The organism is Pseudoalteromonas sp. UCD-33C, from assembly GCF_001306895.1.
In the GTDB taxonomy this organism is placed as follows: Bacteria; Pseudomonadota; Gammaproteobacteria; order Enterobacterales; family Alteromonadaceae; genus Pseudoalteromonas.
The window spans coordinates 110,535-135,692 of record NZ_LJTB01000007.1; the positions used below are offsets into that span (position 1 = coordinate 110,535).

Consider the following 25,158-nt stretch of genomic DNA (forward strand, 5'->3'; position numbering starts at 1 on the left):
GTTATGACACCAGATCAAAAGTTTGCCCGTTACGTTAAAATCTCTTTAGCGGGTTTTATTGTTTTATTTTTATATTTTGTGATTGCCGATTTGTATATGCCTGTCACACCGCAGGCTCGTGTTTATCACCCTGTCGTGCAAGTGACCCCGCAAGTAAGTGGTCGCGTGACTGACGTATTAGTGACCAACAATCAAGCTGTCGAAAAACAGCAAGCCTTGTTTAAGATTAACGACGAGCCGTTTGAGCTTGCCGTTCAACAAGCTGAACTTGCTTATGATGATGCAAAACTACAAAACCAACGTTTAGATAGCAGTGTGAAGGCAATAGAAGCACAACTTGCTGCTGCTCAAGCTAAGCTACATGAGCAAACATTACTGTTCGAACGCGGTGAGTCGCTATTGAAAAAACGTTCTATTTCAGAGCAAGAGTACGAAACAATCAATGCGAACTATCAATCAAGCAAAGCGAATGTGGCTGCAATTGAAGCACAGCTCAGCGAGGCTAAATTAGCGCGCGGTAAAATAGGGGATGACAATTTAGCGCTTCGCCATGCTCAAAACCAGCTTGAACAAGCGAAACTAAATCTGTCGTACACCACTGTGAAAGCCGATACCGACGGTAAAACTGCAAACTTACAAGTAACACCGGGTACTTATGCTAATAAGGGCCAGCCGTTAATGGCGATTGTTGCTAATAAAGCTGATTTAGTGGCTGATTTTCGTGAAAAGTCTTTAGTTCACGTACAAGTTGGTAGCACTGCAAAAGTCAGCTTTGATGCGCTACCGGGCAAAGTGTTTACAGGCAAAATTGTTAGTTTTGAAGCGGGTGTGAGTGATGGCCAGCTTAATGCTAACGGTTTACTCAGTGCCACTGAAAGCAGTAACCGTTGGGTACGAGATGCACAGCGTCAACGTATCCATATTCAGCTAGATGAACACCAGATGCTGGCAAAATTTCCAAGTGGTGCGCGTGCAACTGTCCAACTTCTGCCTGACTCTAGTATTGGCAGCTGGTTTGCAAGCATGCAAATTCGCTTCATTAGTGTTCTGCACTTCATTTACTAAGGCTGGGTGAGTTATGTCTGTATTGCAACTCGATGGTAATGGCTTACGCCAAGCGCTACGCATTGCTACGGGCTCAGCATTAGGGTTTTCACTGGCAAAATTGATGAACTGGCCGAATGGCATCTTTTTCACTGTTTACCCTATGCTACTGCTTGGTTTAGTGCCTGTGCTTAACATGCATATTATTCGTCAGTTTTACGCAGGCGCGGTGTTCAGTGCGCTATTTGTATTGGTTGTACAAGGATTGTTTGCACACTTGCCTGTTGTAATGACAATGATGAGCTTTATAGCCTTTGCCTTTTTGTTTTATCAAATGAGCCGTGGTGCTAACTTTCTATTTGGCGCCACAACCGTGGTGAGCTTGTCGATTCAATTGCATTTTTCGACCTACACCGGCGGTGGTGTCAGTATTTATCCGCTGATCATTAGTAACGCTGTTGCCGTTGTGGTTACTGTGCTGTTTTCGATGCTAATGCATGGTTTATTCCCTGATGTTGCACCACGCCAAGGTCGGGTAATGCCAGAGAAAGCAAAAGAAAGTGTGCGCCATGAAGTCTTACTTTGTTCAACCGTAGCGACTTTATCATTTGTTGTATTTCAGGTATTTGATTTACAAGATTCTATCTCTGCTCAAGCGGCCTCGGTACTGATATTGTTTTCATTGTGCTGGAAAGCGGCAGGTATGGCTGCATGGCAGCGCGCGATAGGCACCTTAATTGGTTGTAACTTAGCGTTAGTGGCACAGTTATTTTTGTATAACCATACAGATATTTTGATATTTCCTGCGTTAATTCTGTGGATTTTGACCTTTATCTTTAGTCGTTATCACATAATTGGTGGCGGTATTCCGGGTGTTGGCTTTGGTATTATCACCACATTTGGTATTTTGTTTGGCCAGTCATTAGGGCCGGGGCAAGATCTGGTTTACAGTGCGCTCTATCGTTTTTCGTCGGTGTCTGTGGCCATACTATTGAGCTTATGTGCGGTGTATATAATGCATCACATCTTAAATCGCTTTGCAATGACTAGGCATCACACGTTTGATTAAAGATTAAAAAAGGGAGTTAATCAGAACTCCCTTTTTTATTGTTATTTGGTTCGAAAATCGTGGGTAAAGACTTAAGTAAATCGTCTTGTTTTTTTACGACACTCTGTACACACGTTTTTGAGGCGACATCTGCAACCCAAGCGCCCCATTGTGAACTGCCCGGCTCTTCTCCTGGGGTTGCCCACCATCTGGCTTTATAAAGAATTTCGTTATAACAGGTTTCACTACCTTGCGGATACGCGCTTCCGGCTTGCCATGAATCTACAGCAAAACTCGACATAGGCAAAGCTGACAGCGTTATCATTGCAGCGGCAACAATGCGTGATTTCTGGCCCATACCCGGCTCCTTAATTAGCAGTGAAATTGTATTACTATTATAGACGCAGCAGGATTAACCATCAATTAACTTTGTTAACAAGTTACACTTCTTTACAGTTCTGCTTATTTTTGACACGTTCTTCTGATGTGAAAGTTAGAATTTTACATTTTTTCTTAATGCTTTTGTTTGTCCTCTTTTTGTTTTAGAGTCCATGCGCTTTCTCTGAGAACTTTTACTTGGTTTTGTTGCTCTTCGTTTCTTTTGTATTTGTGTTGCATTAATGATTAATTCTTTCAAACGATTAAGCGCATCTTCTTTGTTCATTTCTTGCGTGCGATGACTTTGCGACTTTATGACAATAACGCCCTCTTTTGTAATTCGAGAATCATTTAAATTAAGTAAACGTTGTTTGTAAAAGTCAGGTAACTTTGAGCGATTAATATCAAAACGAAGATGAATAGCTGTAGCTACTTTATTGACGTTCTGCCCGCCTGCGCCTTGCGAGCGGATCGCACTAAAGTCGAGTTCCCATTCATCAATTGTGACGGTATTAGAAATAATTAACATCAGGTTCAGTTAGCTATGGTAAAAAAGGTATTGTAACATTTGTAATTGGCTAAACATAATAGCTCGACTATTTGCGCCGGTTGCTAACCATTTTGAAAGAAAGGAGATCACGATGAAAGCACTATTTATTTCTATGAGCCTACTTGCGATGAGTTTTTCTAGCTTCGCAGAAGATATTTCTGAAAATCAGCTACAGCGTTACATTAAAGCCCTTCCTGCAGTCGTTAATTGGTCACAAAGCCAATCTGAGTTAGATACTGTAAACCTTGGTGGTATGCTAGGTAGTTCTGATGGTGTTGACAGTTCGTCAGTTATGGATGCGCTGGGTCACATCAAAAAGCATGAGCTTTATACTGAGTTCGAAGCCCTTACCAAACAATATGGTTTCACGCCAGAGCAGTTAGTTACTGTTGGCTCAGAGGTATCAATGGCGTATTTAGAAAACCTTAAAGCGGGTATGTCAGAAGAGAACAAGCAACGTGTAAACCAAGCAATGAGTGGTTTACAAAGCCTTACGGCATCATCATCTGATGCGGGTACTCGCTCAATGGCAGGTGCTTTAGAAGGTGTTAAAGCAAGTACTGCAACAGCAGATGTTAGCGAAAGTAACGTTAACTTAGTTAAGCAGTATATGCCGCAGTTAAAAGAACTGTTCGCAATGTTGCAGTAACAGCACTATCAAATAAAGAAAGCGGCGAGTGAGCCGCTTTTTTTATGCTTACTTGAATACCATAGCGTTTTTTAGATGCTGCTTTTGTTGTGCAGTTGGTAAAAATCCAGTTTGTACAAATTCATTAAGGCTTGGGTGACGTTCAAAGTACAAAATATCTAGGGCAAAACGATTCATACCGTACAAGCCCCGATGGATCATATTTGCCGAAAATATGAGTAAGTCACCTTTTTTGAGTGCTACACTTTTACCACGAGTTAGTGAGTCACTATTTCGAGCGCCCTGCTGTTCTAATCTAACTGTTAACTCTTCATCAGAATCCCAGTTTTTATGACTGCCTGGTATTAGTTCTATTCCCGGTTCATCTTCAAAAGCAACGCGGCAATGTAACACTTCAGGGCCGCTAAGAGCGGCCTTTTGCGCATCAAGCTCTAAGTGATACTGCATATCGCGATGCCAATAATTTGCCTGTTTAGGGTTGTAAGGGTTAAAGAATAGTTGAGTATTCATAAACTGGGGCTCAGCAACAATGCCCTTAACCTGTTTCAATAGTGTGTTGGCGCTGACAAACTCAAAAAGAGTAAACTTTTCCTCAATACTTAAACATGCAGCACCAGTCAAACCTGAGCTATTAATCCCTCTGGATTGGTAAAAAGATTGGTTTTCTTGCAACCAGTGATGATGAAATTTATTGAGAATTGCCCTTACCTTGCTAAGCTCACTCTCTGTGTAAAGGCCCTTTACATGGTAGTAGCCGTTTTCAGCAAAAAAGTTATTTTCCATTTTTTACCTTGCTAAAATTGCACGTATTTTACTACTAAGCTCAGGCAATACTTGTTGCTCAAACCACGGATTTTTCTTTAGCCAGATATTATTGCGAGGGCTTGGGTGAGGAAGTGGCAAGTAATTTGGCCAATATTCACGCCACGATTTTACTAACTCAGTTAAGGGTAGCTGCTTAGTGTGGGGTAAATGATATGCCTGCGCGTACTTACCTAAGATAATGGTGAGCTCAATATTATTTAGTTGCGCTAAGAGCTTTTCACGCCATGCAATCGCGCACTCTTTTCTTGGCGGTAAATCACCTGATTTTCCTTTGCCCGGGTAACAAAAGCCCATCGGCAAGATAGCAAAATTGCGCTCATCGTAAAACTCATCGCTTGTTACACCAAGCCAAGAACGAAGCCTTTGCCCGCTTGCATCATTAAAAGGTTTGCCACTTTCATGTACTTTAATTCCCGGTGCTTGACCAGCAATTAAAATGCGAGCCTGTGGATTAAACTGAATAACGGGCCGCGCTCCGAGTGGTAAATGAGGTTCGCAGATCACGCATTTACTAACTTGTTCTAATAATGATTGAGTACTCATAAGTTAGTAAAAAGATGATCTATGCTTGCTTTGACCAAACTGCTAACTCATTACCACTTGGCTCTGTGAAGTGAAAACGACAGCCTCCAGGAAAATCAAACAAGGACTTAATAATTGTGCCGCCGTGTTTTTCTACCTGTGCTTGAGTCTCTTTAATATTATTTGAATAAAGCACCAGTAGCGCGCCGCCATTATTGGTTAAGCTAGTTAATGGGGCTTGATAAAAACCGCCATCAAGGCCCGCTGATTCAGCGCTAAAGGCCGTGTATTCAGGGCCATAGTCGGTAAATTGCCACTTAAAAACCTGATGAAAAAATGCCTTTGTTGCGGCTAAATCTTTAGCAGCAAATTCAACATAATTTAAGCTATGGTGGTTCGACATGGTGTGCTCCTAATTTAAACTATTCTCAAGCGCCATAGCGCAATGAAGTGTTGTACTATCAAGTAATGGAACAGATGTATCTGATTGTTGAACTAACAGCGCTATTTCGGTGCAACCAAGAATAATGGCTTCAGCACCTTGCTGAGTTAGATCATCAATAATGGTTAAATACTCAGCTTTAGATTCTGGGCTGATGATGCCTTTACATAGTTCATCATAAATCACACGATGCACTGTTTCACGCCCCTGTGTATCAGGAATTAACACATCTATGGCGAATTTATCAGCTAGGCGTTGCTTGTAAAAGTCTTGTTCCATAGTGAACTGGGTGCCCAACAAAGCCACTTTTTTAAAGTTATGTTGGATCAGGTTTTCACCAACTGCATCTGCAATGTGTAACAAAGGAATTGTAACAGTTGCTTGTACTTGCTCAGCGAGTTTATGCATTGTGTTGGTACAAATTAATAAATAATCAGCGCCAGCGGCTTCAACTTGCTTAGCGGCTTTAATCAGTATCTCGGCCATCTGTGGCCAATCTTGTTGCTGTTGAAGCACAGCTATTTCGGCAAAATCGAGGCTAACGAGTACTATCTTGGCACTATGCAGCCCCCCAAGTTTGTTTTTAACACCTTGATTTAAAAGCTGGTAGTAACTTTGTGTAGACTCCCAACTCATGCCACCGATTAAGCCTATTGTTTTCATTGCAGCTCCCTTTTTATTTACTTAACACCATATGATATTGCACAGAACAAAGCTAGCAGATCATTATTTTACTAACAGATCGATTTAGTTGGTTGTGTTTCATTATTTAATACGTGCATGCAAATGATAACTACTATCTTTTCTGTTTGTCGACGATATAATACGGGGTTTTCTTCTCGTGTTATTTTTTAAGGGATTATCATGCATTCTCAATCATTAGATGCAGTGACTACCAATCGCCCTAAAAATACAGCTAAAAAGCGCTCTGTAAGCCTATCTTATCGTGTTGCTGTGTTTTTGCGTTTCGTTGCAGCCATCATTGGTGGTTACGCCTTTACCAGTGTGCTTATTTCATTACTAGCTGTGTTATTACCACTTAATAAACTCGACAGCGTGCTGTTAACCACGACTCTATCGGTATTTTTTTACTGTTGTGTATTTATTTGGGTGTTTGCAGTTAAGTCTTTAAAGACTGTTTGGATCACTATTTTACTAACAACTGGTGGGCAATTGCTGGCCCTTTCATTGATTAAGGATTGGTTATGAAAGAGAGCTTTTTCCGCTCAATGACTTGGCTTCATACCTGGGTTGGCTTGCTGGTATGCTGGTTACTGTTCTTAATCTTTTTTGCTGGCACCATCAGCTTTTTTAAAGATGAAATCACTATTTGGGCCAAGCCTGAAACGCACTATGTGCAGCATCAAGCACAACGGGTTCAGTCTCAAGCCGAGCAAATTAATTATGTGTTTGCGCAATTACAGCAACAGGCACCTAATTCATTATCTTGGCGGATAAACTTACCTGAGCCACGTAACCCTGTTTTAAGCTATGGGTATGCTGAGCCTAAACAGCCAGGCCAGCGCCGAGCACCTTTCAACTATACACATCTAGACCCTAATACCTTAGAGCAATTACCCGAACCTCGGGAAACTAAGGGGGGTAACTTTTTCTATCGCTTACACTTTGATTTACATTACATAGATGTATTTACTGCACGGATAATTGTTTGTTTAGCCTCATTATTTATGTTGGTAGCGCTTATAACAGGCATCGTGATCCACAAACGTATTTTTAAAGATATGTTTAGCTTTAGAGCAAACAAAGGCAGCCGAAGCTGGCTCGATGCACACAATGTTTCGTCAGTGCTGGCACTGCCATTTCATATCATGATCACCTACACGGGGATTATCACGCTGATATTTATGCTGTTCCCCTATCCTGCCGAGACTGTATATGAAAATGGCTTAAGGCAATTGTTTGATGAGGCATTGCCTATTAATAAACGTGCAAAGCCCAGTGAAGAGCAGCGCCCTATGGTGGCAATCAAAGATGTGTTAGATCAGATTTATACTAAGTCACCGAATGCCGACATTAGCTACGTGTTTGTTAGAAATGCCAATACAGCGACCTCACAAATAGTGGTTTATTTGGCAACTGGCAAAGAGGTTGTAGATAACGGACCACGCTACTTATTTAGTGGTGTAACAGGTGAGCTTGAAGCGAGTTCTGGGGAAGATTGGAGCGCTTCGGCGCAGTTTTATGACTCAATGACGGCATTGCATAGCGGTCGTTTAGCCGAGCCGTTGCTGCGTTGGTTGTATTTTTTCTGTGGCGTAGCTGGCTGTGCAATGATAGCTACAGGCTGCATCATGTGGGCAAGGCGCTTACGCGAGAGGCTCAAAGCAGAGCAAAAACCAAGCTTTGGTTTAAAGCTTGTTGAAAGTCTTAATTTAATAACTTTAATGGGCTTACCGCTAGCAACTTCAGCGTTCTTCATTGCTAATCGTTTATTGCCTTTAGAGTTAGCTGGGCGTGCCGATAAAGAAATACTCGTGTTTTTCTTAACTTGGCTTGCGGTTGCGCTTCCGGCTGTGAGTATTATAGAAAAACATCATTGGCGCTATTGTGCATGGCTTAACGCTGCTGCTTGTTTATTAGTACCTGTGGTAAATGCGCTGACAACAGATGGCAATTGGATCACATATTTACTAACTCAGCAGTGGGACTTATTCGGTATTGATAGTGCGTTTATTTGTGCTGGGCTGCTGTTTTTACTACAAAGCAAAAAAATACCTAGGCATAAAACCGCTACAAATAAGACTAAATTAAATAAAAACAAGCTGTTAAAGGAGCAACAAGGATGATGGAGTTACTGCAATTTAGTCTCTGCTTTTTTGGGTTTAATTGTTTTGCTCTTGCAAAATTCAATCACTTTCGTGATGTATTTAAAAAGAAATTAACCGAAAAACAGCGAAGTAGCTTTTTATTCAGCGGCTGGATCAGTATTTTACTAAGTTTGGTGCTTTGCGTGCTGTCAGATGCTGGGTACGGCGCATTGCTATTTTGCGGTTATATGGCTTTAAGTGTACTTATGCTCATGATTTTATACAGTTTTACTGTTTCATGGGTAAAGCATGTCAGTGTATTAACTATGTCTGTTTTGCTGTTGAGTGGCTTTTCGGTGATGATTTTGTAGTGTAGTTAGTAAAAAACTGATCTGATACCAATTTGCAATAATGCTTAATTGAGCAAATAGTAAAAAAATGGGTAGGCAATGCCTACCCAAGCAGGGGATTAAATTGGGGGATCACATGTTGTTTCAAATTAACGACGCTAAGTTTGCCTAGTATCCATTACAGTTGTGTTGCACATTCGTGATAGTTTAAAGACAGTTGTAAAGCCCCTTTACAAGCTCTCATGGTCAACATAAATAAGCTCGTCTGTTTTAAAACCATATTGTTTTGCTGTGTTTATAAAGTCCTGCATTTGCTGTTCTGTAACGTTAGGAGTGCGCGACAAAAACCATAAATACTCTTTGTTATAGCCAGTAATATAAGCGTATTGATAGTCTTGCTTATCTAATTCAAACACTACATATGAGCTATAGAATGGCCCAAAGAATGATACCTCTAGGTGACCTATGTCTTGTTGCTCTGCAAACTTCGCTTTACCTTCAGCTTGCTGCCATTCTTTATCTTCAGCGCTGTAACCTTTATTGATAACTTTTACACTGCCATCAGGGTTAATAGAGTATTCAGCGGTAATGCCTTCAAGGCCGCGTTCAAATGAATGATCTAAACGTGCAATTTCGTACCAGGTCCCTGTGTATTTGTTTAACTCAAAATTATCGACAGGTTTGATGTTGTCTGGCACGCCTGTACACGCAGATAAAATGGCTGTGATGCATAAAACCCCGATTAACTTTAATGATGTTTGCACGTTTTTACTCCCTCTAAAAAATTAAACAAATTAATACGTTAATAGCACTAATTTAGTTCAATTACGGTAAACTATTAATGTCTAAAATTAAAGATTGAGAACAGCATGAAGATTTGGGTTGATGCAGACGCCTGCCCCGTCGTTATTAAAGAAATATTATTTCGTGCCGCAGAGCGCACGCAAACCTTTACCACATTAGTGGCGAACCATGCGATGCGAGTACCCCCTTCAAAGTATATTAGCCGTTTACAGGTATCTTCTGGTTTTGATATTGCCGACAACGAAATCGTTAAACGTATCGAGCCAAATGATTTGGTGATCACCGGTGATATTCCTTTAGCAGCTGAAGTTATCGAAAAAGGCGCACAAGCGCTTAATCCGCGCGGTGAGTTATATACGACCGAAAATATTCGCTCACGTTTAAACGTTCGTGATTTTATGGAAACAATGCGCTCAAGTGGCGTTGAAATGGCCGGTGGCCCTCCGCCGTTAAGCCAAGCTGACCGCCAAAACTTTGCAAATAACTTAGACAGAATCCTCGCTAAAAAGTCATGAGTATCGATAATAGTGGGCCACTGCAAGGTTTTGGTGATGAGGAGTTTAAAGTCGCTGTTTATTTAGAAAAGCGCCCGCCGATGCCTGCTTGGCAACAACTTGACCATTTACATGCAATGCAACCCGGCCAAATAAACGAAATAAACCAAGCATGTGGCAATGGTTGGCGCAAAGTTTTTAATGTGTATGGCAAAGTACTTTTTGCACTACCAAGTGAATATTATGATTTTGCTAAAAGAGCGGCTGATTGGCAGAGCTTTCGCGATGGACAACTACTGCAAGTACATAGCCAAACTGCATTACTGTTTAGCCCACCGATATTAGGCAAACCAGAGCAATTACATATAATTGCAGGGCGAACCCATGCTAAGCAGCTTATAAATGACGGGTTTTTGGATTGCCAATTAATATGGCTTGATGATGAATTTGCTATTAGTAAATCTGATAAAGTGATTGTTTGCCCCTATTTTGATTACCGCCAGTTGAGCAACATTAAAATTGCACGACTTAGCCAGCTAGTTGCAGATATTTTTTCTTAGTTTCTGGTTTATTGCGTTATTGAGTTAGCAAACTAAGCTTTAAATACTGTAAAACTTAATAGTACTCTAGATGAAAATATTGGTCGTTGACGATATGCCACTTATGCGCCACGTGTTGATAAACATGTTGCGTAGGCTTGAATATAAGGATATAACGGAGGCGACAGATGGCGCTCAAGCGTTTGATTTACTCGAAAAACACTGCTTTGATCTGGTGATTACTGATTTGCATATGCCGAAAATGGATGGCAAATGTTTGCTTAATCATATTCGCGAAAACCCAGTCCTAAGTGATTTACCTGTATTGATGGTAACCTGCGAAGACAGTAAACAAACAGTAAGCGAGATGATCACAGCAAAAGTGAACGGTTTTATTATTAAGCCTTTTTGTTTAAATACACTGCAAAAGCAGTTAAGTCGAATTGTTAAATCAGAATAACCTGCAACAACTGGAGTTAAGAGCGATGTTTAAGCATTTAACAATAGTGAGTTTATTCACTGCCAGCATTGCCATGGCGAGTGCTGAACAATTGACTTTATATACCGAAGTATTCCCTCCCTATAACTTTGTGCAGCACAATCAACTCACCGGTATTAACACCAAAATCATGGAATCCTTGTGTGAAAGAGCCAAGTTGAGCTGTACGTTTAGTGTATTGCCTTGGAAGCGCGCCATGTCACTAACACTCGCCCAACCCAATGCTGGAATTTATTCTACTTCACGCACCGCAAAGCGAGAAACTCAATTTTACTGGGTTGGCCCTTTGGTATCTGGGCATTCATGTTTATACCGTTTAAATAATCGCAACGACATTAAAGTAACGAGTACACAGTCGTTGCAAAACTACACCATTGGCGTATCTCGTGGTGATGTTTATCAAACAGTTCTTGCTGATTTTAACCTTGCTGAAGGCCAGCAATTTTTAACTTACTCAAAAAAGTTTGAAGAGCTAAAAATGTTTAAGCAAGGTAAGCATGACTTGCTGATTGGCTCCTCTCTCACTCTTTCATCACAGTTGATGAATGTAGGTATGAACCCAGACCAAGTCACGCCGGTATTTGAGTTAAAGCATCCTGCCTTAGTGGGTAATTACTTAGCACTTAACAAAAACACATCGCCAGAGGTGGTAACTAAGCTGCAACACGCCCTCGATACCATGAAGGAAGAAAACCTGATTGACTCTCTTGTTGATCAGTTTGTAGCAGAGGATATGCACTCTCACGGCGAAACATTGACAGTTGCACAGCAGTGCTTAAATGGTTCTGCTATTTACTAAATTGGAGTGGTTTTAGGTAAGTTAGCCGCTGTTTTTCTTATACTTGAAGTCAATCGTGATTTTTCGCGCTAGAACGCAAAGCCATTGCCTCATCTTTAATTGCTTTTTATAGTGATAAAAATAACAAAAAGGGCAAAAAATTATGAAACCAACTCCACTATTTAAAAGCTTAGTGCTAGCAGTATGCTTAGGCGCAACAGGCGCCTCTCAAGCTTACGATCGAATCACAGGCCATAACTTTGCTAGTCGTTCTGAAGTAATCGCACAATCAGGTATGGTTGCAACATCACAGCCGTTGGCTACGCAAGTGGGCTTACAAGTATTAAAAGACGGTGGTAATGCCATTGATGCAGCTATTGCGGCAAATGCAGTGCTTGGTCTGGTTGAACCGACTGGGTGTGGAATTGGTGGCGATTTATTTGCCATTGTTTGGGATAACAAAAGCAAGCAACTTTACGGTTTAAATGCCTCTGGTCGTTCACCACAAAGCTTGTCTTTTGATACTTTAAAAGCACAAGGTGACTACATTCCTGCTTATGGGCCATTGCCTGTGTCGGTACCAGGTGCAGTAGATGGTTGGTTTGAGTTACATAAAAAGTTTGGCAAAACACCAATGAAAGCCTTACTCCAACCTGCTATCGACTACGCTGAAAATGGCTTCCCTGTGTCTGAACTGATTGCTTATTACATGCAAAAAAGTGTGGCTGCACGAGGTAAATACCCAGGCTTTAAAGATGTTTATATGCCTGATGGGGCAATGCCAGAAAAAGGGGAAATCTTTAAGAACCCTGCCCTTGCAAACACCTATCGCAAAATTGCCAAAGGCGGCCGCGATGCCTTTTACAAAGGCGATATTGCTAAAGAAATTGGTCGCTATATGAAAGAAAACGGCGGCTACTTATCGTATGAAGATTTAGCTGCGCACTATAGTGAATGGGTTAAGCCTGTGAGCGCCGATTATAGAGGGTATACGCTTTGGGAATTGCCACCAAATGGCCAAGGTATTGCTGCACAGCAAATTCTGAATATTCTTGAAGGTTACGATATCAAAGCTATGGGCTTTGATAGCCCAGAATACGTACACACCTTTGTTGAAGCGAAAAAACTCGCGTTTGCAGATCGTGCAAAGTATTACGCCGATCCAGCGTTTAACACCATTCCCGTACAAACACTTATTTCGCAGCAATATGCTGACCAAAGACGCAAACTGATAGACCCTAACAAAGCTGCAAAACGTGACCACGCAGGCCCAGTAGAAGGCGATACCATTTATATGACGACCGCCGACAAAGACGGCAACATGGTTTCGCTTATTCAAAGTAATTACCGTGGCATGGGCTCAGGTATGACACCTGCAAAATTAGGTTTTGTATTGCAAAACCGTGGCGAAATGTTCGCCCTTAAAAAAGGCCACATGAACCAATATGAGCCAGGCAAACGACCATTCCATACAATCATTCCTGCGTTTGTTACCAAAGATGGTAAGCCATATATGAGTTATGGCGTAATGGGCGGCGCAACACAGCCACAAATGCACGCTCAAATACTTATCAACATGATTGATTTTGGCATGAACCTGCAAGAAGCTGGTGATGCACCACGTATTCTGCACACAGGTTCATCGCAGCCAACCGGTGAGATCATGGAAGACGGCGGTTTTGTTAGCTTAGAGTCAGGTTTTTCAATGGAAACCCGCCGTGAGTTAATGAAAAAAGGTCACACCTTACAAGACGCCGTTGGCCCATACGGTGGTTATCAAGCTATATTGAAAGACCCAAAAACCGGCGTTTATTACGGCGCATCAGAAACCCGTAAAGACGGACAGGCCGCGGGGTATTAGGCTCTCGGAAGTTAGCGAGTTTCAAGAGTAAAGTTAGCGAGTTAAAAGAGCTGTCAGCTATCAGCCGTCAGCTCTCAGATTCAAAACCATCAGCTAATGAGTTTCAAGAGTAAAGAGTAAAGTTACATCGCGTAGGCGTGAAATTTATTTCGCGCGATGGTTTATGGCCCGTATGTTGGGTAGAGCGGAGCGAAACCCAACAAACTTAGGTAAAGTTAGCGAGTTACAAGGGGAAAGAGTAAAGGCGCTTTAAGCTGTAAGTCATAAGCTTTAAGTCGTTGATGCCTACTCGCTGCTGACATGGATTAGTTACCGTAGACGTGAAATTTATTTCGCGCGATGGTTAATAGCTCATAGGTTGGATAGAGCGAAGCGAAACCCAACAAGCTAGCGAGTTTCAAGAGTAAAGTTAGCGAGTTAAAAGAGCTGTCAGCTATCAGCCGTCAGCTCTCAGACTCAAAAACATCAGCTAGCGAGTTTTGAGGTAGCAGCGATTTTACATCGCGTAGGCGTGAAATTTATTTCGCGCGATGCTTCATAGCTCGCTAACTTCCAACCACATACCCTGCAAATATGATAAAAATCAGCGCTGAGCCATTTTTCTTTCTGAACATCTTTAGTATCAATAAAAACTTACAGTTAGCAATGCATTCCGTTATTTGTTAATAATAGATTTATTAAGTATATGAGCGTGATATCAGCTGAAATACGCGCGAAGCGCACAATAAAATTGTTAGGTGGCTAAGAGTGTCATATGAACAACCTAGACTATTGGATTCCAAACTGTTCTCCTTACATATCGAGAATGCTCTATGACATCGATAACCGAACTTTTACGATTGAATTTGTAAATAACGTGAATGACTTCAAGCCATTGTTGAAATTTGTCTGTAAATCCGTTCTTTCATATTCTGAAAATACAGTGGATGAAGACTACGATGACGACCTAATAAATGGTGTTATAGACATTGCTTGGAATGAAATTGATAAAACTCTAGTAGTGTTAACTGATAAAAAGGAAATGATACTCAAGCTTGGACAAGCACCCATTTGTGAAAACGTCACGTAACAAACTTATAAACACTCGTTGCCTGTTATGCGGGGATATAAGTTTCTAGAGTAGGAGTGAATTAAGTGCCTGAAGAAGCAATTATGCTTGCGGAAAAATTACTGAAAAGCGATGAAAATTACTTAGATAACGTAATTGCACTTTGGCGCATTGGAAATCAAAAATATGGTCAGTGCTGGGATTCTGAATTTCACATCTTTGGTGAAATTGAATCTGAAACAGACCATCTGCCTATAAATCATGTTAGATCGAAGTGTTCAGATGAGTTTTTGGCCAAAGCTGACAAAGAATTAGAAGAAACTATCGAATATTATCGGGCTAATGTTGTTAAAGCTTGCAACATCATTATCGGTAGTAAAAACCTATAACAAGCGCATGAAAGGATGTCTTAAGCTTGGCTTGAGCTCCTTCGTCGCAAATTTTAGCCAAGGGTTTTGTGATGCTTAACACGGCGTTATGTCATGAAGAATAGTATCCTAATTTTACTTTTGCTGTTGAGTGTAAGCTGGGCTTGCAATGCGACAATTGATATAGAATATCGAATAACAGAAGTAGCAAATAGCAAGTCAAGTTACGGTCTTAGCGTAAGAGCTACGGCTAGTGATCCTAAACAATTAGTTCCATATTGGCATCGGAAAGCTAAAGAGATATGTGGCTCAAAAAACTATAAAAATTCGCAGTTATTAAAAAAGGAAACTCAATGTGGAGATGCACTAAGAGTTAATAGAAACGGACAAAAATGCGAAGTTATTCCAGCCTCAGTATTTGGCACACTCCGATGTGAAAGCATATAACTAACTGTTTAATAGTGAACAAAATTCAGTTGGCTGATTTGGCTCCGCTCCAGTTCATAACCAAAAAATTTGCATATTAACAGGGGTTAGGTGCGGATGGCTAAACGTTTGAGTTTTTTATTATTTTTGTTTCTTCCTCGATTGGTTTGCGCTTGTATGTTACCGAATCAAGGTGAAGAGTATGATTCGTTAATTAAACTTGAAAAGTTAGAGAGTGAAAACAGTTATCGTATCTCGATTCCTCGAGTTATTGAAAACTCTAGTGGTTGGCCAACTGTAACGTTGATCTATACTTCTCATGATTTAGACAAAGATTGTAAAGAAAAAATTCTTAGTGATGGAACTCAACTGTTATGTCTTCCTCAAGAAGAAAATCGTGAAGAATTAACTCTAAATAGCACTTGGAAAAAGGCAATTGACTGGCTATCAAATAATAATTTGTACGAAGGAGAGATTCAAATCATGGAGCAAGAAAACTATTCCGTCGAAATTTCTGTAATGTGGGAAACCGAATTGTGTTTAACATTTGGGCGCAAAGCAATTGCCGAATAGTAAGCATGCCTAAAAAAACGCATTAATTAATGAACGTCTTAAGCTTGGTTGGCGCTCATTCTTAACTAATTATAGCCAAGCTTAATATGGCCCATATTGCGACGTTATATTTTTTGGAGGTAGGGTATGAAAGTTATCTCTGCAAAATTAAATATTGAACCTTTTCACTCTCTTAATAAAAAAGATATAAAACGTATTTTTTCTTTGGTTCCTGAAGAGTGGAAAATGGCTATCGATCAGGTTGTTTTGAGCTCCGAGTTGTTCGAAAACTCTCGCTTTGATCGACCAGTAATTCATAGTTCAATAAGTCGCAGGTTAAACGTACTTTCTCGTGGTCTAACCAAACGACGCATGGTAAAAGAAGTATTACGTGAGCTGGCATTAAATGGAGGTGTAGCACAATCAGGCTTCGCAAACCATGTATGTAAAGCTGAATTAGCCAAACTGGATGAAACAGTTGAGCCATTTGTTTTAGCTTTTTTTGAAGACGAAATATAACAAACAAATGTGCCGTTCACTGTGTTCCCAAGAACATAAACACCTGGGCTCAGTCTTTTAGCTCCGTATTTTAGCCAGGCTTTAAAGTGGCCCCTCTTGAGGCTTTGGTAGCGAATTACTAGAGTAAAGTTAGCAATGTATTACGTTATTTGTTTATAGTAGATTTACTAAATACATTAGCGTGACGTCGCTAGAAATATGCGAGATGCATACATTGTAAAATTTTTGTCTGCTATGAGGAAGTCTCTATCAGTTACTCAGAAAAAGCACTTATTGAATGTTGCAATTTGATTGCGGAAGACTTAGGTGTTCCAAAGCCAAAACCAAACGACGTAGTAGATAAATTAACGGAAATTCTGGTTAACCGGGAAAGCTATATTTGCATGGAAAAAGGCATTATAACTCAAGACGAATTAGCTATTCTTGTGTTTCAACACCTCTATAGCTTGGTAAATAGGGAGTTAGCTTCTGCCTATTCAATAACCTGCACAAAAGGTGTTGAAATACATGCCAAAATTAAACGAGCACTTTTACAAAATGCCATATAACAAACGTATGAATTCGTTACCTTCGGCCATACGGACAAAAACACGGCGCTGCTTCATCGCTAATTTAGGCCAACAATTTTAGCCCTTTATGGGGGCGTGTATATCGAGAGTTGATGTTTAATTTACTAAAAGAGAAGCTAAAATTTGCTATTTTACTTGCGCCAGATGCTTTTGCTTATTCTCTAGTTTGTATCGTTTGGGAGCCTCTTTATAGACTATGTATTTTAGCCAGTCTTGCAGAAACAGGCTTGGAGTGGCTTCCATTTAAATTTGGTTTAATAGTATTTGCTCTGCTTTTCAGTTATCGATATATAGTCTATTTAATAAAAACAAAGAGTAAGTAGCCATAATAACAAGCCGTTTAAGCGGGGGGCTAAAGCTTGGTTTACGTTCGTTCCTCGATAATTTTAGCCAAGCGTTTGTGTGGTTTGGAACGGCGTTGCTCCATTGAAATTCTTATGCGAAATTCACCTAATACAGACGACCTAAAACTTTTTTGCCCCAAGATTAGTTAACGTGGCTGCTCAAAAAATAAGCTTTGAGAGAAGCTGGTATTCAAAGTGTAAATGTATAAATAATTATTTCTCGTAATGTAATTCTATCCATTATCGAGTAAGTAAATTTACGGGTATAGAGTAGCCTAAACAATTGTAATTCCTTTTGGCTATGTGTAAGTTATTAAAAATTAGATTATTAATAACCGTATATTGATAATTCTGGAAATTGACACATGAGTGTTAACGGGAATTCTCGGTAATACGCTGTTAAGTTGCAAGGAGGCACTATGAAGGATAAAGAAAAAATTGCAGTATTCATTGATGCTGATAATGCGCCTGCCCAGAAAATAGAAAAGGTACTTTCCGAGTTGGCTCGTTATGGTGTAGTCAATATTCGAAAGGCGTATGGAAACTGGAAAAATCAGAATCTGAAACCGTGGGAGGATGTACTCCACGAGTTCGCAATCCAACCCATTCAACAGTTTGACCTTACTAAGGGCAAGAATGCTACTGATATGGCATTAGTCATTGACGTCATGGATGTTTTATACACAAAAGATATTGATATTATTTGTCTAGTATCATCTGATTGTGACTTTACTCCGCTGGTAACTCGTTCATTAGCAGATGGCAAGTTCGTGATTGGTTTTGGTGAACGTAAAGCACCATTAGCTTTCGTTAATAGTTGCTCTCGCTTCTTATACTTAGACGAAGACACTGGCAAAGAGTTGCCTATCCAAAAGCAAGGAAAGAATATAAAAAGTGACACCAAGCTAATCAATTTGCTGAGACAGGCAATTGAGGCAGTAGAAGAAGACGACGGTTGGGCTATGCTGGGGCCTATTGGCACTCACATTTCTAATCATGCTTCTTTTGATCAACGAAATTATGGATATAAGAAGTTAAGCGATTTGTTTCAAGCTATAGACCTCTTTGAAATGAAGAAAACTAATGGCTCTGTTTTATGGATTCGAGATAAAAAGAAAGCAAAGCAACTTAACAAGTCAAGGCAAGGGGCGCAGCAAAGTTGCGCCTAGGCTTGAGGTTTTAGCTAATAGGAATTTATTGAAATTCAACTATTACAGCCGACGACCTAAAGTTCAGATATGTTGTTGACTCAAGGCACAAAGCTGATATTCAAGGCAAGATTAAGCTCAACTATTAAGTTAAGTTAGCGAGTCCAAAGTGTAGAGTAAGAACCATCGCTCGAAATAAATTTCACTCCTACGTGTTGTAGCTTTACTCTTTCCCCTTGTAGCTCGCTAACTTGTTGGTTTCAATCTGAGAGCTGACGGTTGAAAGCTGACAGCTCTGGTTATTCCCTAACTCCCAACCACATACCCTGCAAAACCAAGCACTTTAAAATACTGTTTTGGGGTGCTGAAGCGGGTTTCATTCATTAACTCTGCAAAACGAATTCGGTCTAATGGGTAAAACTCGTGCTCTAGGTTGTGGCGCATGCGTTCTACGCCGACTTCGGTTAAACCTAACTGTGTACACAGCTGTAGTTGAGATTCGCGCTCAAAAGTGGTTTCTGGGCGCATTAAATCGGCAATGTATAAGTCGCTCGATTTCTTAAGCTTGCTGTGAATCGCTTTTAATAGCGTTTTTTTATCGCCGTTATCTTCAACAAAGTGCATTACCAGTAAACACAGTGCGGCGTCACATTGAGTGTCGATGTCCTTGATATCACCGCAGTGTACTGTTACGCGATCGCTAATGTTATGCTGGCCAAACTGTTGCTCGGCAATATCGAGCATGTCTTGTGAAATATCTTGAGCAATAAATTGCCAGCTTGGTTTTAGCGCCGCTAATTCGATGATTTCTTTACCAGTTCCGGCACCAACTACTAAAATGCACGCATCATCGCTCAGCGTGGTTGCTAATTGGGCTGCGGTTGCTTGATGTAATAGCTCATAACCTGGAACTAGGCGCAAAATGCGTTCGTCGTAGTGATTTGCTTCTTCGTGATTAAAAGTTGGCATGCTAATCCTTTAAATAACTGAGATGGTCGAATAACCACCTGGTTTTTTCGCTACATGCACTTGCGTGGCAACACGTTCGGTCATTTCTGATACGTGAGAAATAACCCCTACTTTGCGGCCTTGTGCTTGTAGTGAATCAAGAGCATCCATCGCGATGCTTAACGTTTCACTGTCCAACGTACCAAACCCTTCGTCGATAAACAAAGAGTTTATTTGCACTTTATTCGACGACAACGAAGCAAGCCCTAATGCCAGTGCTAACGACACTAAAAATGACTCGCCGCCCGATAACGTATTAACAGAGCGCTGCTCATCGGCCATGTCTTTATCGATAATTGCGATATCGAGCGTTTGCCCTATGGCTGTTAATTTGTAGCGTTTATTTAGTGTCTGTAAGTGACTATTCGCGTAGTGCAGCAGTATTTTTAAAGTTTGTGTTTGCGCTAAATTACGCATGGTTTTACCGCTGGCATCCCCGAGCACCTTATTGAGTAAATGCCAGTGCTCATAGCTTTTTTGCTGTTCAACCAATTGCTTTTGCTTATCAGCCAGCGCTTCGCTATTTTGTTGATGGGTTTTAAGCTCAGTCGCAACTTGCAATAATGCGTTATTCGCTTGTACTTGTTGCTCTGTGGCTTGATTAAGCTGTAATTGCAGCTCATCTTCACCGAGAGCTGGCTTATCATTTTGATGCTGAGCCAAAGCCTGCTGTCGTTGTTTTAAAAGCGCCTCTGCGTCTTTTAAGCTACTCTCGGCGGTGTGATAATCTGCCAGAGTTTGTTTTATTTCAGCGTGGTTTATCGTTAATAGCTGACTAACTGCTTGCTCATCCAAGCTTGGGTGCTGCGCTTTAAAATCGTTAAACCACAGGCTAAATCGCTCATTAAGCGCTGCTTGCTCAGCGGTGAGCTCTTTTTCACGTTCTTCAATATTGGCGATTTGAATGGCTTGTTCGTCACGCGCCTTCACTGCATTACTATGGTTTGTCTGGGCAAGTTGCAGTGCCTGCTGCGCTGAATCTATCGACTTTTCAAGCTCTGCAATAAACTCATCTACCGATATTGCTGCGTCACTAAATAAGCCCTCGCGCTTTGATTGTATCTGCGTTAATTCGTTTTGAGTTTGGCTTAGTTGCTCGTTGCACTGAGTTAAAGAGGTATGTGCTTCGTTAAGCTGCGGCGTTACATGTGCAAGGTGCTGCTCAATGGCTTTTAAGCTAGTTTTAAGCTCATCTGCCGTTTGCAGCGAAGCTTGATAAGCTTCAACGTGTTCTGCAATGTTCTCTAAAGAAATGCTTTGTGTATTGAGTGCCTGCCACCAAGGTGCACTAGTGAACTGTTGATTCAGTGTCGTATAAAGCTGCTGATGCTCATCATTGAGCTCGTTTAAACGTGTTTGCTGATTATTCAGCTGTTGCTGTAATTCGTTTAACTGCTGCTCTTTGCTATGTAGCGCTTGCCCTTGCTGATTATACTCAGCTTGCTTAGTCGCAAGCGTGTTTTGCAGCTGCTGTTGCTGCTCGAGGGTTTTGTAGTATTGCTGTTTTTGCAAGCTGAGCTGTTGCTGACGCTCGTTTAACTGATCTTCGGTTAAATCATTTAGCTCCGTACGATTAGCTGCCATGGTTTCTTTGAGGCTCTGTTGTTGAGCGCTCAGTTCTGAGATTTGCCCAGTTAACGAGCTTATCTGTTGGCTGCATGCCGCCAGCTCATTACTTTTAGCTTGCTGTAATGCTTGCTGAACTTTTAAGTGCTGTTTGGCGTTAGTTAGTTGGTTGGTAAAGTCGTTAATAAGTTGACTAAATTGCTCGTTTACCATTTCTTCATGCATAAAGGGGTGCTCTTTTGAGCCGCATACCGCGCATGGCTCCCCTGCTTTTAAAGTGGCACGTAACTGGCTGACCCCTTCACTAGCTCTTAATTGCACTTGTTGTAAGCTTTGCTCACAAAGCGAAACCTGCTGCTGCGCTTGCTCTGCCCCTTGCTGCGCATCTTTTAATCCTGTTTGTAGTTGCTGCTCAGTTTGGCTTAATGTGTTTAGCTGGGTTTGCCAATTTTTTAACTGCTGATGATTAGTTTGCCATACTTGGCGCTTTTCAATCAGGTGTTTAATCGCCTCAAGCCCCGCATCAATATCCGCCATTGATTGGGTGTTTAAACTCGATTTAAAGGCAGTATCTTGCTCATTTAGGCGCTTAATTTCTTGCTCAAGGGCTTGGTATTGAGTTTTACACTGCTGCGCGGCTGTTTGCTGCTCATCAATCTTAGGTTGAAGAGCTTTTATGTTTTGCTGTGATTGGCTAATTGTGTGCTGTTGCTGGCTAAAGCGGGTTAACTCACTTTTAAAGAATGACCAGTCTTTTGCTAATGGTTGCCATTGTGCATGTGTTTCTAAATAGCTATTTATTTGTGCTTGTTGATCGAGCTGTTTTTGCTGCTCTGCTTTATGGCTATTTAGTGTATTAGTCAGCTCTTGATGATGGTGCTTAGCTTTCTCTGCTTGTACTTTTTGCGCCGCTGTTTGCTGGTTTAATACAGCAAGTTGCTTATCTAACTCTCGGGCCTGGCTAATAATAGGCTGTGCGTCTTTTTGTGCTTGCTTTGCTTGGTTTAGTTGTGCGGTTTGCTTCTCAAGTGTTTGCTCAGCGTCTTTGATCAGTGTTTCATGGTCAACATTTAAAAGCTGCTCACGGTTTTTAATAAGTTGCCCATGTTGAGCAGCAATCGAAGTGACGCGTTCGCGGTTATCTTTTATTTCTAGGCATTGCTGGGCTTGTTTCGCTTCGGTGGCTTTTTCAGCAAGCGCGTGCATTTGTTGCTGTAACTCTTGCTTTGCTTGCTCTGCCTGGTTTAGCAGTTGTTGCTGCTGAGATGCTTGCTTGTACCACCCTTGGTACTGTTCAAATTGTTTTATTTGCTTTTGCAACTCAGCAAGTTTTGCCTCAAGCGCTTTTTGTTCTGCTTGTTTCGTTTCGACCTGTTCAGGGCTTAAAACCTGATAATTACTTAAACTTAACTTTAACTGCTCTAATGTTTGCAGCTGATCACGATGGCGTTCAAAAATTCGCTGACCAATACGGCTGAATTTATCGGTGCCTGTTAAGCATTCAAGTAGTTGCGCACGCTCATCCCCTGTTGCTTTTAAAAATGCCGCGAATTCATGTTGCGCAAGAAGTACTGCTCTTGAGAATTGCTCAAAGCTCAAACCAATAATACGCTCGATTTCTTTACCTGCAGCACTCCTATCAGCGATTAGGGTTTCATCAGGTAAAGAGTGCAGGCTATGTTGTGCAGGTTGTAACTTGCCATCGGCTTTATTACGCGCTCGGCTAAAGCTTAACCTTGCTCGGTACTGTTGTTTATCTTGGCCAATAAAGTCGACTTCGGCATAGCCCTGCCCTGCCCCGCGGCGTAATAAGTTTCGCGAGTCATTGAGTTTTATATTGTCGCCGTTAAAGTCAATTTTATTGCCTGTATCGCCGCGTAACCTTGCGGTTTTATTATAAAGCGCTAAGCAAATGGCATCGAGTAATGTGCTTTTACCGGCGCCAGTATCACCGGTGATGGCAAACAACCCTGCTTCTTTTAACGGTGAAGCGCTAAAGTCGACTTCGGCGTCTAAGATAGAGGCTAGTTGATGAACACGAATCGCTAAAATTTTCATAGTAGGTCCTCTGCATTCAACTCATCGATCACTTGGCTTAGTAAGCTTTCTAATTCTTTTGGCACCGCCTGCCCTGCCATATCTTTATTGTTTGCAAATGCTTGCTCTAAAAGTGAATGTGGGTTTAGCGCTTCAATCTGCGATACATCTTCAAATAGGGTTTGTTCATCGTCTTGCTGGTTGCTTTGCTGACGTACTCTTTCAATGCCACAAAACTTAACCTGCTTACCTTCAAGGGCTTGTTCTATTTGTTCTCTGAAAGTGGTGTCAGTGTCGTGGGCGCTCAATTTAACCCGCAGATAGGGCGCTAAATCTTCATCCGTTAAATCGAGTTGCTTTATAAGCTCACAGAGTTCGTTCAGAGGCACACAGTCTTTTTCTGGTAGCAACATGACTTTACAAAAGCTAGGAATGTAAAGGGGGTTTACAGATGTACCTGAGTCACTAATCTCTACTATCACAACTTGATGCTGATAGCGTCTTTCAGAAAATGACATCGGCATTGGCGTGCCACTGTAGCGAATGGTCTCTTTCTTCGCGACAGTCTGAGCTTTATGAAGATGCCCTAGCGCGACATAATCAGGCTGATCAGTAAATATGCTTGCCGATATCGCATCTTCACCGCCAATGACTAAATTGCGTTCAGAATCAGATGAGATGTCTCCACCTTTTGCATGCAGGTGGCCCATGGCAATTAATGGCGCGCTTGGTAATTCGCTTGCTGCTTGCAATGCATCTTTGTAGGCAAGGGCAACTGCTTGGTTGTAACTTAACGGTTGCTCTTGTTGGCGGTTATAACTGCTTAAATCACTGCTACGTAAAAATGGCATAGCAACAACATTCGCATCGCCATTTTTTGTGCTGATTGGCAGGACCACTTCATGAGGAGCGTTGCTATCAAAGCGGCCAACAACATGGGTATCAAACTGAGCCAATAAAGGTTTTGCTGCCATAATACGATTTGCTGAATCGTGGTTGCCAGCAATAATCACTATGTGTAAGTCGGGGCAATGTTGCTTAGTGGTTTTAATAAATCGGTAGAGTTGGTTTTCTGCGCTGGCAGGTGGCGTTGCCGTATGATAAATGTCACCCGCAACCAGTAGTAAGTCGATCTGTTCTGACACAAGCGTATCGGTTAACCAAGCTAGAAATGCTTGATGCTCATCGAATCGGGAATGCTCGTAGAATTGTTGGCCTAAATGCCAATCAGATGTATGAAGGACTTTCATTAAACGCTCTTATTATTTATTAAGAGCGTCAATATACCTAAGCTGAGCCAAGATGCCCAGCCTGGTTTGTTAACTTAAGCTATACCAAGCAAAAACCACCATAGGCAATGCTAACAATGCCATTATCATAGGAACTTTAAGCGCTTTGGTTTGCTTAGCTTGTAAAATCTTAAGGGCATTTGTTTCATTACATGCCGCTACTTTGTCGATATAAAAATACCCTGAATCTAGGTACTGTTTACAATTTTGTTCGTCCGCTGGAATTGCAATTAGTTCTTGTTGTTTTTTTAGGATATAGAAATCCATACGCTCACCGAATTCTATGCTGATTACCAAACATTTTGGGGTTTAAAATGCATGCTTCGCAGACCCCAAAATCAAAAAAGTGGGCGATTTTAAATACAAATGGCAGTAAATTTCAATAGCAAATGTCGCAAAATTTAATTTATTGCAAAAATAATGGCAATTAAGGATAAAATTACCAGTGCAGTCGGGTAAATTAGCCACTTTTTAGACCCATTTACACTAGGGTTCGTGCGAGATAATGCATCTGACTCATCACAAGCTGCAATCACTTCGACAAATTCAAATCCGCGTTCTTTGTACTCGTTTAGAATTGATTCTTGAGCAGGAATGGCTGCTAAACGAGAGTCTTTTTTTACAATATAAAACTTCATCTAATCACCCTTTCATCATTAACTAGAATTTAAGCAGAGTATCTACTTATCAACTGTAATACTTTGGGATGAATTAGTGCTGAACTAAAATTAAC

The 25,158-nt window shown here is 41.1% G+C and carries 30 protein-coding genes; 18 read left to right on the plus strand and 12 right to left on the minus strand.

All coding sequences use genetic code 11. The features are described from left to right. The first annotated feature begins 3 nt into the window (after positions 1 to 3). Both AOG26_RS14350 and AOG26_RS14355 read left to right on the plus strand, forming a co-directional pair. Positions 4 to 1,065, plus strand: coding sequence for an HlyD family secretion protein (locus tag AOG26_RS14350; protein WP_054563124.1), 1,062 nt, complete (start codon positions 4 to 6; stop codon positions 1,063 to 1,065). 13 nt (positions 1,066 to 1,078) lie between these two features. After that, positions 1,079 to 2,113 carry a DUF2955 domain-containing protein gene (locus AOG26_RS14355; protein ID WP_054563125.1) on the plus strand — a complete coding sequence of 345 codons (1,035 nt, stop codon included), beginning with the start codon at positions 1,079 to 1,081 and terminating at the stop codon, positions 2,111 to 2,113. Between the two features lie 16 nt (positions 2,114 to 2,129). Here AOG26_RS14355 and AOG26_RS14360 read toward each other — a convergent pair whose 3' ends face one another. Together AOG26_RS14360 and arfB are read right to left on the minus strand one after the other, a co-directional pair. Then, complete coding sequence (locus AOG26_RS14360; protein WP_054563126.1) at positions 2,130 to 2,450, minus strand: hypothetical protein; 321 nt, start codon at positions 2,448 to 2,450, stop codon at positions 2,130 to 2,132. Positions 2,451 to 2,585: 135 nt separating this feature from the next. Then, entirely contained in the window at positions 2,586 to 2,999 is a 414-nt protein-coding gene (gene arfB, locus AOG26_RS14365; protein WP_054563127.1) for an alternative ribosome rescue aminoacyl-tRNA hydrolase ArfB, read from the minus strand. Positions 3,000 to 3,111: 112 nt separating this feature from the next. Here arfB and AOG26_RS14370 point away from each other — a divergent pair, with 112 nt between their 5' ends. After that, positions 3,112 to 3,669 (plus strand): hypothetical protein, encoded by a 558-nt coding sequence (locus AOG26_RS14370; RefSeq protein ID WP_054563128.1) that lies wholly within the window; start codon positions 3,112 to 3,114, stop codon positions 3,667 to 3,669. Positions 3,670 to 3,717: 48 nt separating this feature from the next. Here the strand turns inward: AOG26_RS14370 and AOG26_RS14375 are convergent, their stop codons facing one another. The 4 genes from AOG26_RS14375 to AOG26_RS14390 are packed head-to-tail and all read right to left on the minus strand — an operon-like array spanning position 3,718 to position 6,121. Further along, complete coding sequence (locus AOG26_RS14375; protein WP_054563129.1) at positions 3,718 to 4,452, minus strand: phytanoyl-CoA dioxygenase family protein; 735 nt, start codon at positions 4,450 to 4,452, stop codon at positions 3,718 to 3,720. Positions 4,453 to 4,455: 3 nt separating this feature from the next. Further along, positions 4,456 to 5,037, minus strand: a complete 582-nt coding sequence (locus tag AOG26_RS14380) for a uracil-DNA glycosylase family protein (RefSeq protein ID WP_054563130.1) — start codon at positions 5,035 to 5,037, stop codon at positions 4,456 to 4,458. A 19-nt stretch (positions 5,038 to 5,056) separates the two neighbouring features. Beyond that, the gene (locus tag AOG26_RS14385) at positions 5,057 to 5,419 is read right to left on the minus strand and encodes a VOC family protein (protein ID WP_054563131.1); all 363 of its coding nucleotides are present in this window, start codon (positions 5,417 to 5,419) and stop codon (positions 5,057 to 5,059) included. A 9-nt stretch (positions 5,420 to 5,428) separates the two neighbouring features. Beyond that, positions 5,429 to 6,121: an aspartate/glutamate racemase family protein gene (locus AOG26_RS14390; RefSeq protein WP_054563132.1), complete on the minus strand. Its 693-nt coding sequence runs from the start codon at positions 6,119 to 6,121 to the stop codon at positions 5,429 to 5,431. A gap of 201 nt (positions 6,122 to 6,322) precedes the next feature. Here AOG26_RS14390 and AOG26_RS14395 point away from each other — a divergent pair, with 201 nt between their 5' ends. From AOG26_RS14395 to AOG26_RS14405, 3 genes are read left to right on the plus strand one after another with little or no spacing between them, the layout of a single operon-like run. Continuing rightward, positions 6,323 to 6,667, plus strand: coding sequence for a hypothetical protein (locus AOG26_RS14395; protein ID WP_206004023.1), 345 nt, complete (start codon positions 6,323 to 6,325; stop codon positions 6,665 to 6,667). Next, positions 6,664 to 8,265, plus strand: coding sequence for a PepSY-associated TM helix domain-containing protein (locus tag AOG26_RS14400; RefSeq protein WP_054563133.1), 1,602 nt, complete (start codon positions 6,664 to 6,666; stop codon positions 8,263 to 8,265). The genes AOG26_RS14395 and AOG26_RS14400 overlap by 4 nt, the downstream gene beginning before the upstream one ends. Beyond that, entirely contained in the window at positions 8,262 to 8,597 is a 336-nt protein-coding gene (locus tag AOG26_RS14405) for a DUF3325 domain-containing protein (RefSeq protein WP_054563134.1), read from the plus strand. Before AOG26_RS14400 ends, AOG26_RS14405 begins: the two co-directional genes overlap by 4 nt. 209 nt (positions 8,598 to 8,806) lie before the next feature. Here AOG26_RS14405 and AOG26_RS14410 read toward each other — a convergent pair whose 3' ends face one another. Beyond that, complete coding sequence (locus tag AOG26_RS14410) at positions 8,807 to 9,340, minus strand: lipocalin family protein (protein WP_054563135.1); 534 nt, start codon at positions 9,338 to 9,340, stop codon at positions 8,807 to 8,809. Positions 9,341 to 9,445: 105 nt separating this feature from the next. Here AOG26_RS14410 and AOG26_RS14415 point away from each other — a divergent pair, with 105 nt between their 5' ends. From AOG26_RS14415 to AOG26_RS14475, 12 genes are all read left to right on the plus strand, one after another. Further along, positions 9,446 to 9,895, plus strand: coding sequence for a YaiI/YqxD family protein (locus AOG26_RS14415; RefSeq protein WP_054563136.1), 450 nt, complete (start codon positions 9,446 to 9,448; stop codon positions 9,893 to 9,895). Beyond that, positions 9,892 to 10,434: a DUF6942 family protein gene (locus AOG26_RS14420; protein WP_054563137.1), complete on the plus strand. Its 543-nt coding sequence runs from the start codon at positions 9,892 to 9,894 to the stop codon at positions 10,432 to 10,434. Before AOG26_RS14415 ends, AOG26_RS14420 begins: the two co-directional genes overlap by 4 nt. Before the next feature lie 70 nt (positions 10,435 to 10,504). Then, on the plus strand, positions 10,505 to 10,873 hold the full coding sequence (locus AOG26_RS14425; protein WP_054563138.1) for a response regulator: 369 nt from the start codon (positions 10,505 to 10,507) through the stop codon (positions 10,871 to 10,873). Between the two features lie 25 nt (positions 10,874 to 10,898). Then, on the plus strand, positions 10,899 to 11,711 hold the full coding sequence (locus AOG26_RS14430) for a substrate-binding periplasmic protein (RefSeq protein ID WP_152966971.1): 813 nt from the start codon (positions 10,899 to 10,901) through the stop codon (positions 11,709 to 11,711). Positions 11,712 to 11,853: 142 nt separating this feature from the next. Beyond that, on the plus strand, positions 11,854 to 13,551 hold the full coding sequence (gene ggt, locus AOG26_RS14435) for a gamma-glutamyltransferase (RefSeq protein ID WP_082401685.1): 1,698 nt from the start codon (positions 11,854 to 11,856) through the stop codon (positions 13,549 to 13,551). Positions 13,552 to 14,305: 754 nt separating this feature from the next. Next, the gene (locus AOG26_RS14440) at positions 14,306 to 14,620 is read left to right on the plus strand and encodes a hypothetical protein (protein WP_054563140.1); all 315 of its coding nucleotides are present in this window, start codon (positions 14,306 to 14,308) and stop codon (positions 14,618 to 14,620) included. 65 nt (positions 14,621 to 14,685) lie between these two features. Next, complete coding sequence (locus tag AOG26_RS14445) at positions 14,686 to 14,988, plus strand: hypothetical protein (protein ID WP_200907869.1); 303 nt, start codon at positions 14,686 to 14,688, stop codon at positions 14,986 to 14,988. Positions 14,989 to 15,081: 93 nt separating this feature from the next. After that, on the plus strand, positions 15,082 to 15,414 hold the full coding sequence (locus AOG26_RS14450; RefSeq protein ID WP_054563141.1) for a hypothetical protein: 333 nt from the start codon (positions 15,082 to 15,084) through the stop codon (positions 15,412 to 15,414). A 96-nt stretch (positions 15,415 to 15,510) separates the two neighbouring features. Continuing rightward, entirely contained in the window at positions 15,511 to 15,966 is a 456-nt protein-coding gene (locus tag AOG26_RS14455; protein WP_152966972.1) for a hypothetical protein, read from the plus strand. Positions 15,967 to 16,092: 126 nt separating this feature from the next. Further along, positions 16,093 to 16,464: a hypothetical protein gene (locus AOG26_RS14460; RefSeq protein WP_054563143.1), complete on the plus strand. Its 372-nt coding sequence runs from the start codon at positions 16,093 to 16,095 to the stop codon at positions 16,462 to 16,464. 287 nt (positions 16,465 to 16,751) lie between these two features. After that, positions 16,752 to 17,012 (plus strand): hypothetical protein, encoded by a 261-nt coding sequence (locus AOG26_RS14465; RefSeq protein ID WP_054563144.1) that lies wholly within the window; start codon positions 16,752 to 16,754, stop codon positions 17,010 to 17,012. Between the two features lie 784 nt (positions 17,013 to 17,796). Then, complete coding sequence (locus AOG26_RS14475) at positions 17,797 to 18,546, plus strand: NYN domain-containing protein (RefSeq protein ID WP_054563146.1); 750 nt, start codon at positions 17,797 to 17,799, stop codon at positions 18,544 to 18,546. A 285-nt stretch (positions 18,547 to 18,831) separates the two neighbouring features. On the opposite strand, the gene AOG26_RS14480 is transcribed toward AOG26_RS14475, so the two are convergent. The 5 genes from AOG26_RS14480 to AOG26_RS14500 form a co-directional block, all read right to left on the minus strand. Next, entirely contained in the window at positions 18,832 to 19,494 is a 663-nt protein-coding gene (locus tag AOG26_RS14480; RefSeq protein ID WP_054563147.1) for a class I SAM-dependent methyltransferase, read from the minus strand. A gap of 9 nt (positions 19,495 to 19,503) precedes the next feature. After that, positions 19,504 to 23,157, minus strand: a complete 3,654-nt coding sequence (locus AOG26_RS14485; protein ID WP_054563148.1) for an SbcC/MukB-like Walker B domain-containing protein — start codon at positions 23,155 to 23,157, stop codon at positions 19,504 to 19,506. Beyond that, entirely contained in the window at positions 23,154 to 24,386 is a 1,233-nt protein-coding gene (locus tag AOG26_RS14490) for an exonuclease SbcCD subunit D C-terminal domain-containing protein (protein WP_054563149.1), read from the minus strand. The genes AOG26_RS14485 and AOG26_RS14490 overlap by 4 nt, the downstream gene beginning before the upstream one ends. A 69-nt stretch (positions 24,387 to 24,455) precedes the next feature. Further along, positions 24,456 to 24,692, minus strand: a complete 237-nt coding sequence (locus tag AOG26_RS14495) for a hypothetical protein (protein WP_054553375.1) — start codon at positions 24,690 to 24,692, stop codon at positions 24,456 to 24,458. Positions 24,693 to 24,826: 134 nt separating this feature from the next. Further along, positions 24,827 to 25,063: a hypothetical protein gene (locus AOG26_RS14500; RefSeq protein WP_054563150.1), complete on the minus strand. Its 237-nt coding sequence runs from the start codon at positions 25,061 to 25,063 to the stop codon at positions 24,827 to 24,829. Positions 25,064 to 25,158 lie beyond the last annotated feature (95 nt).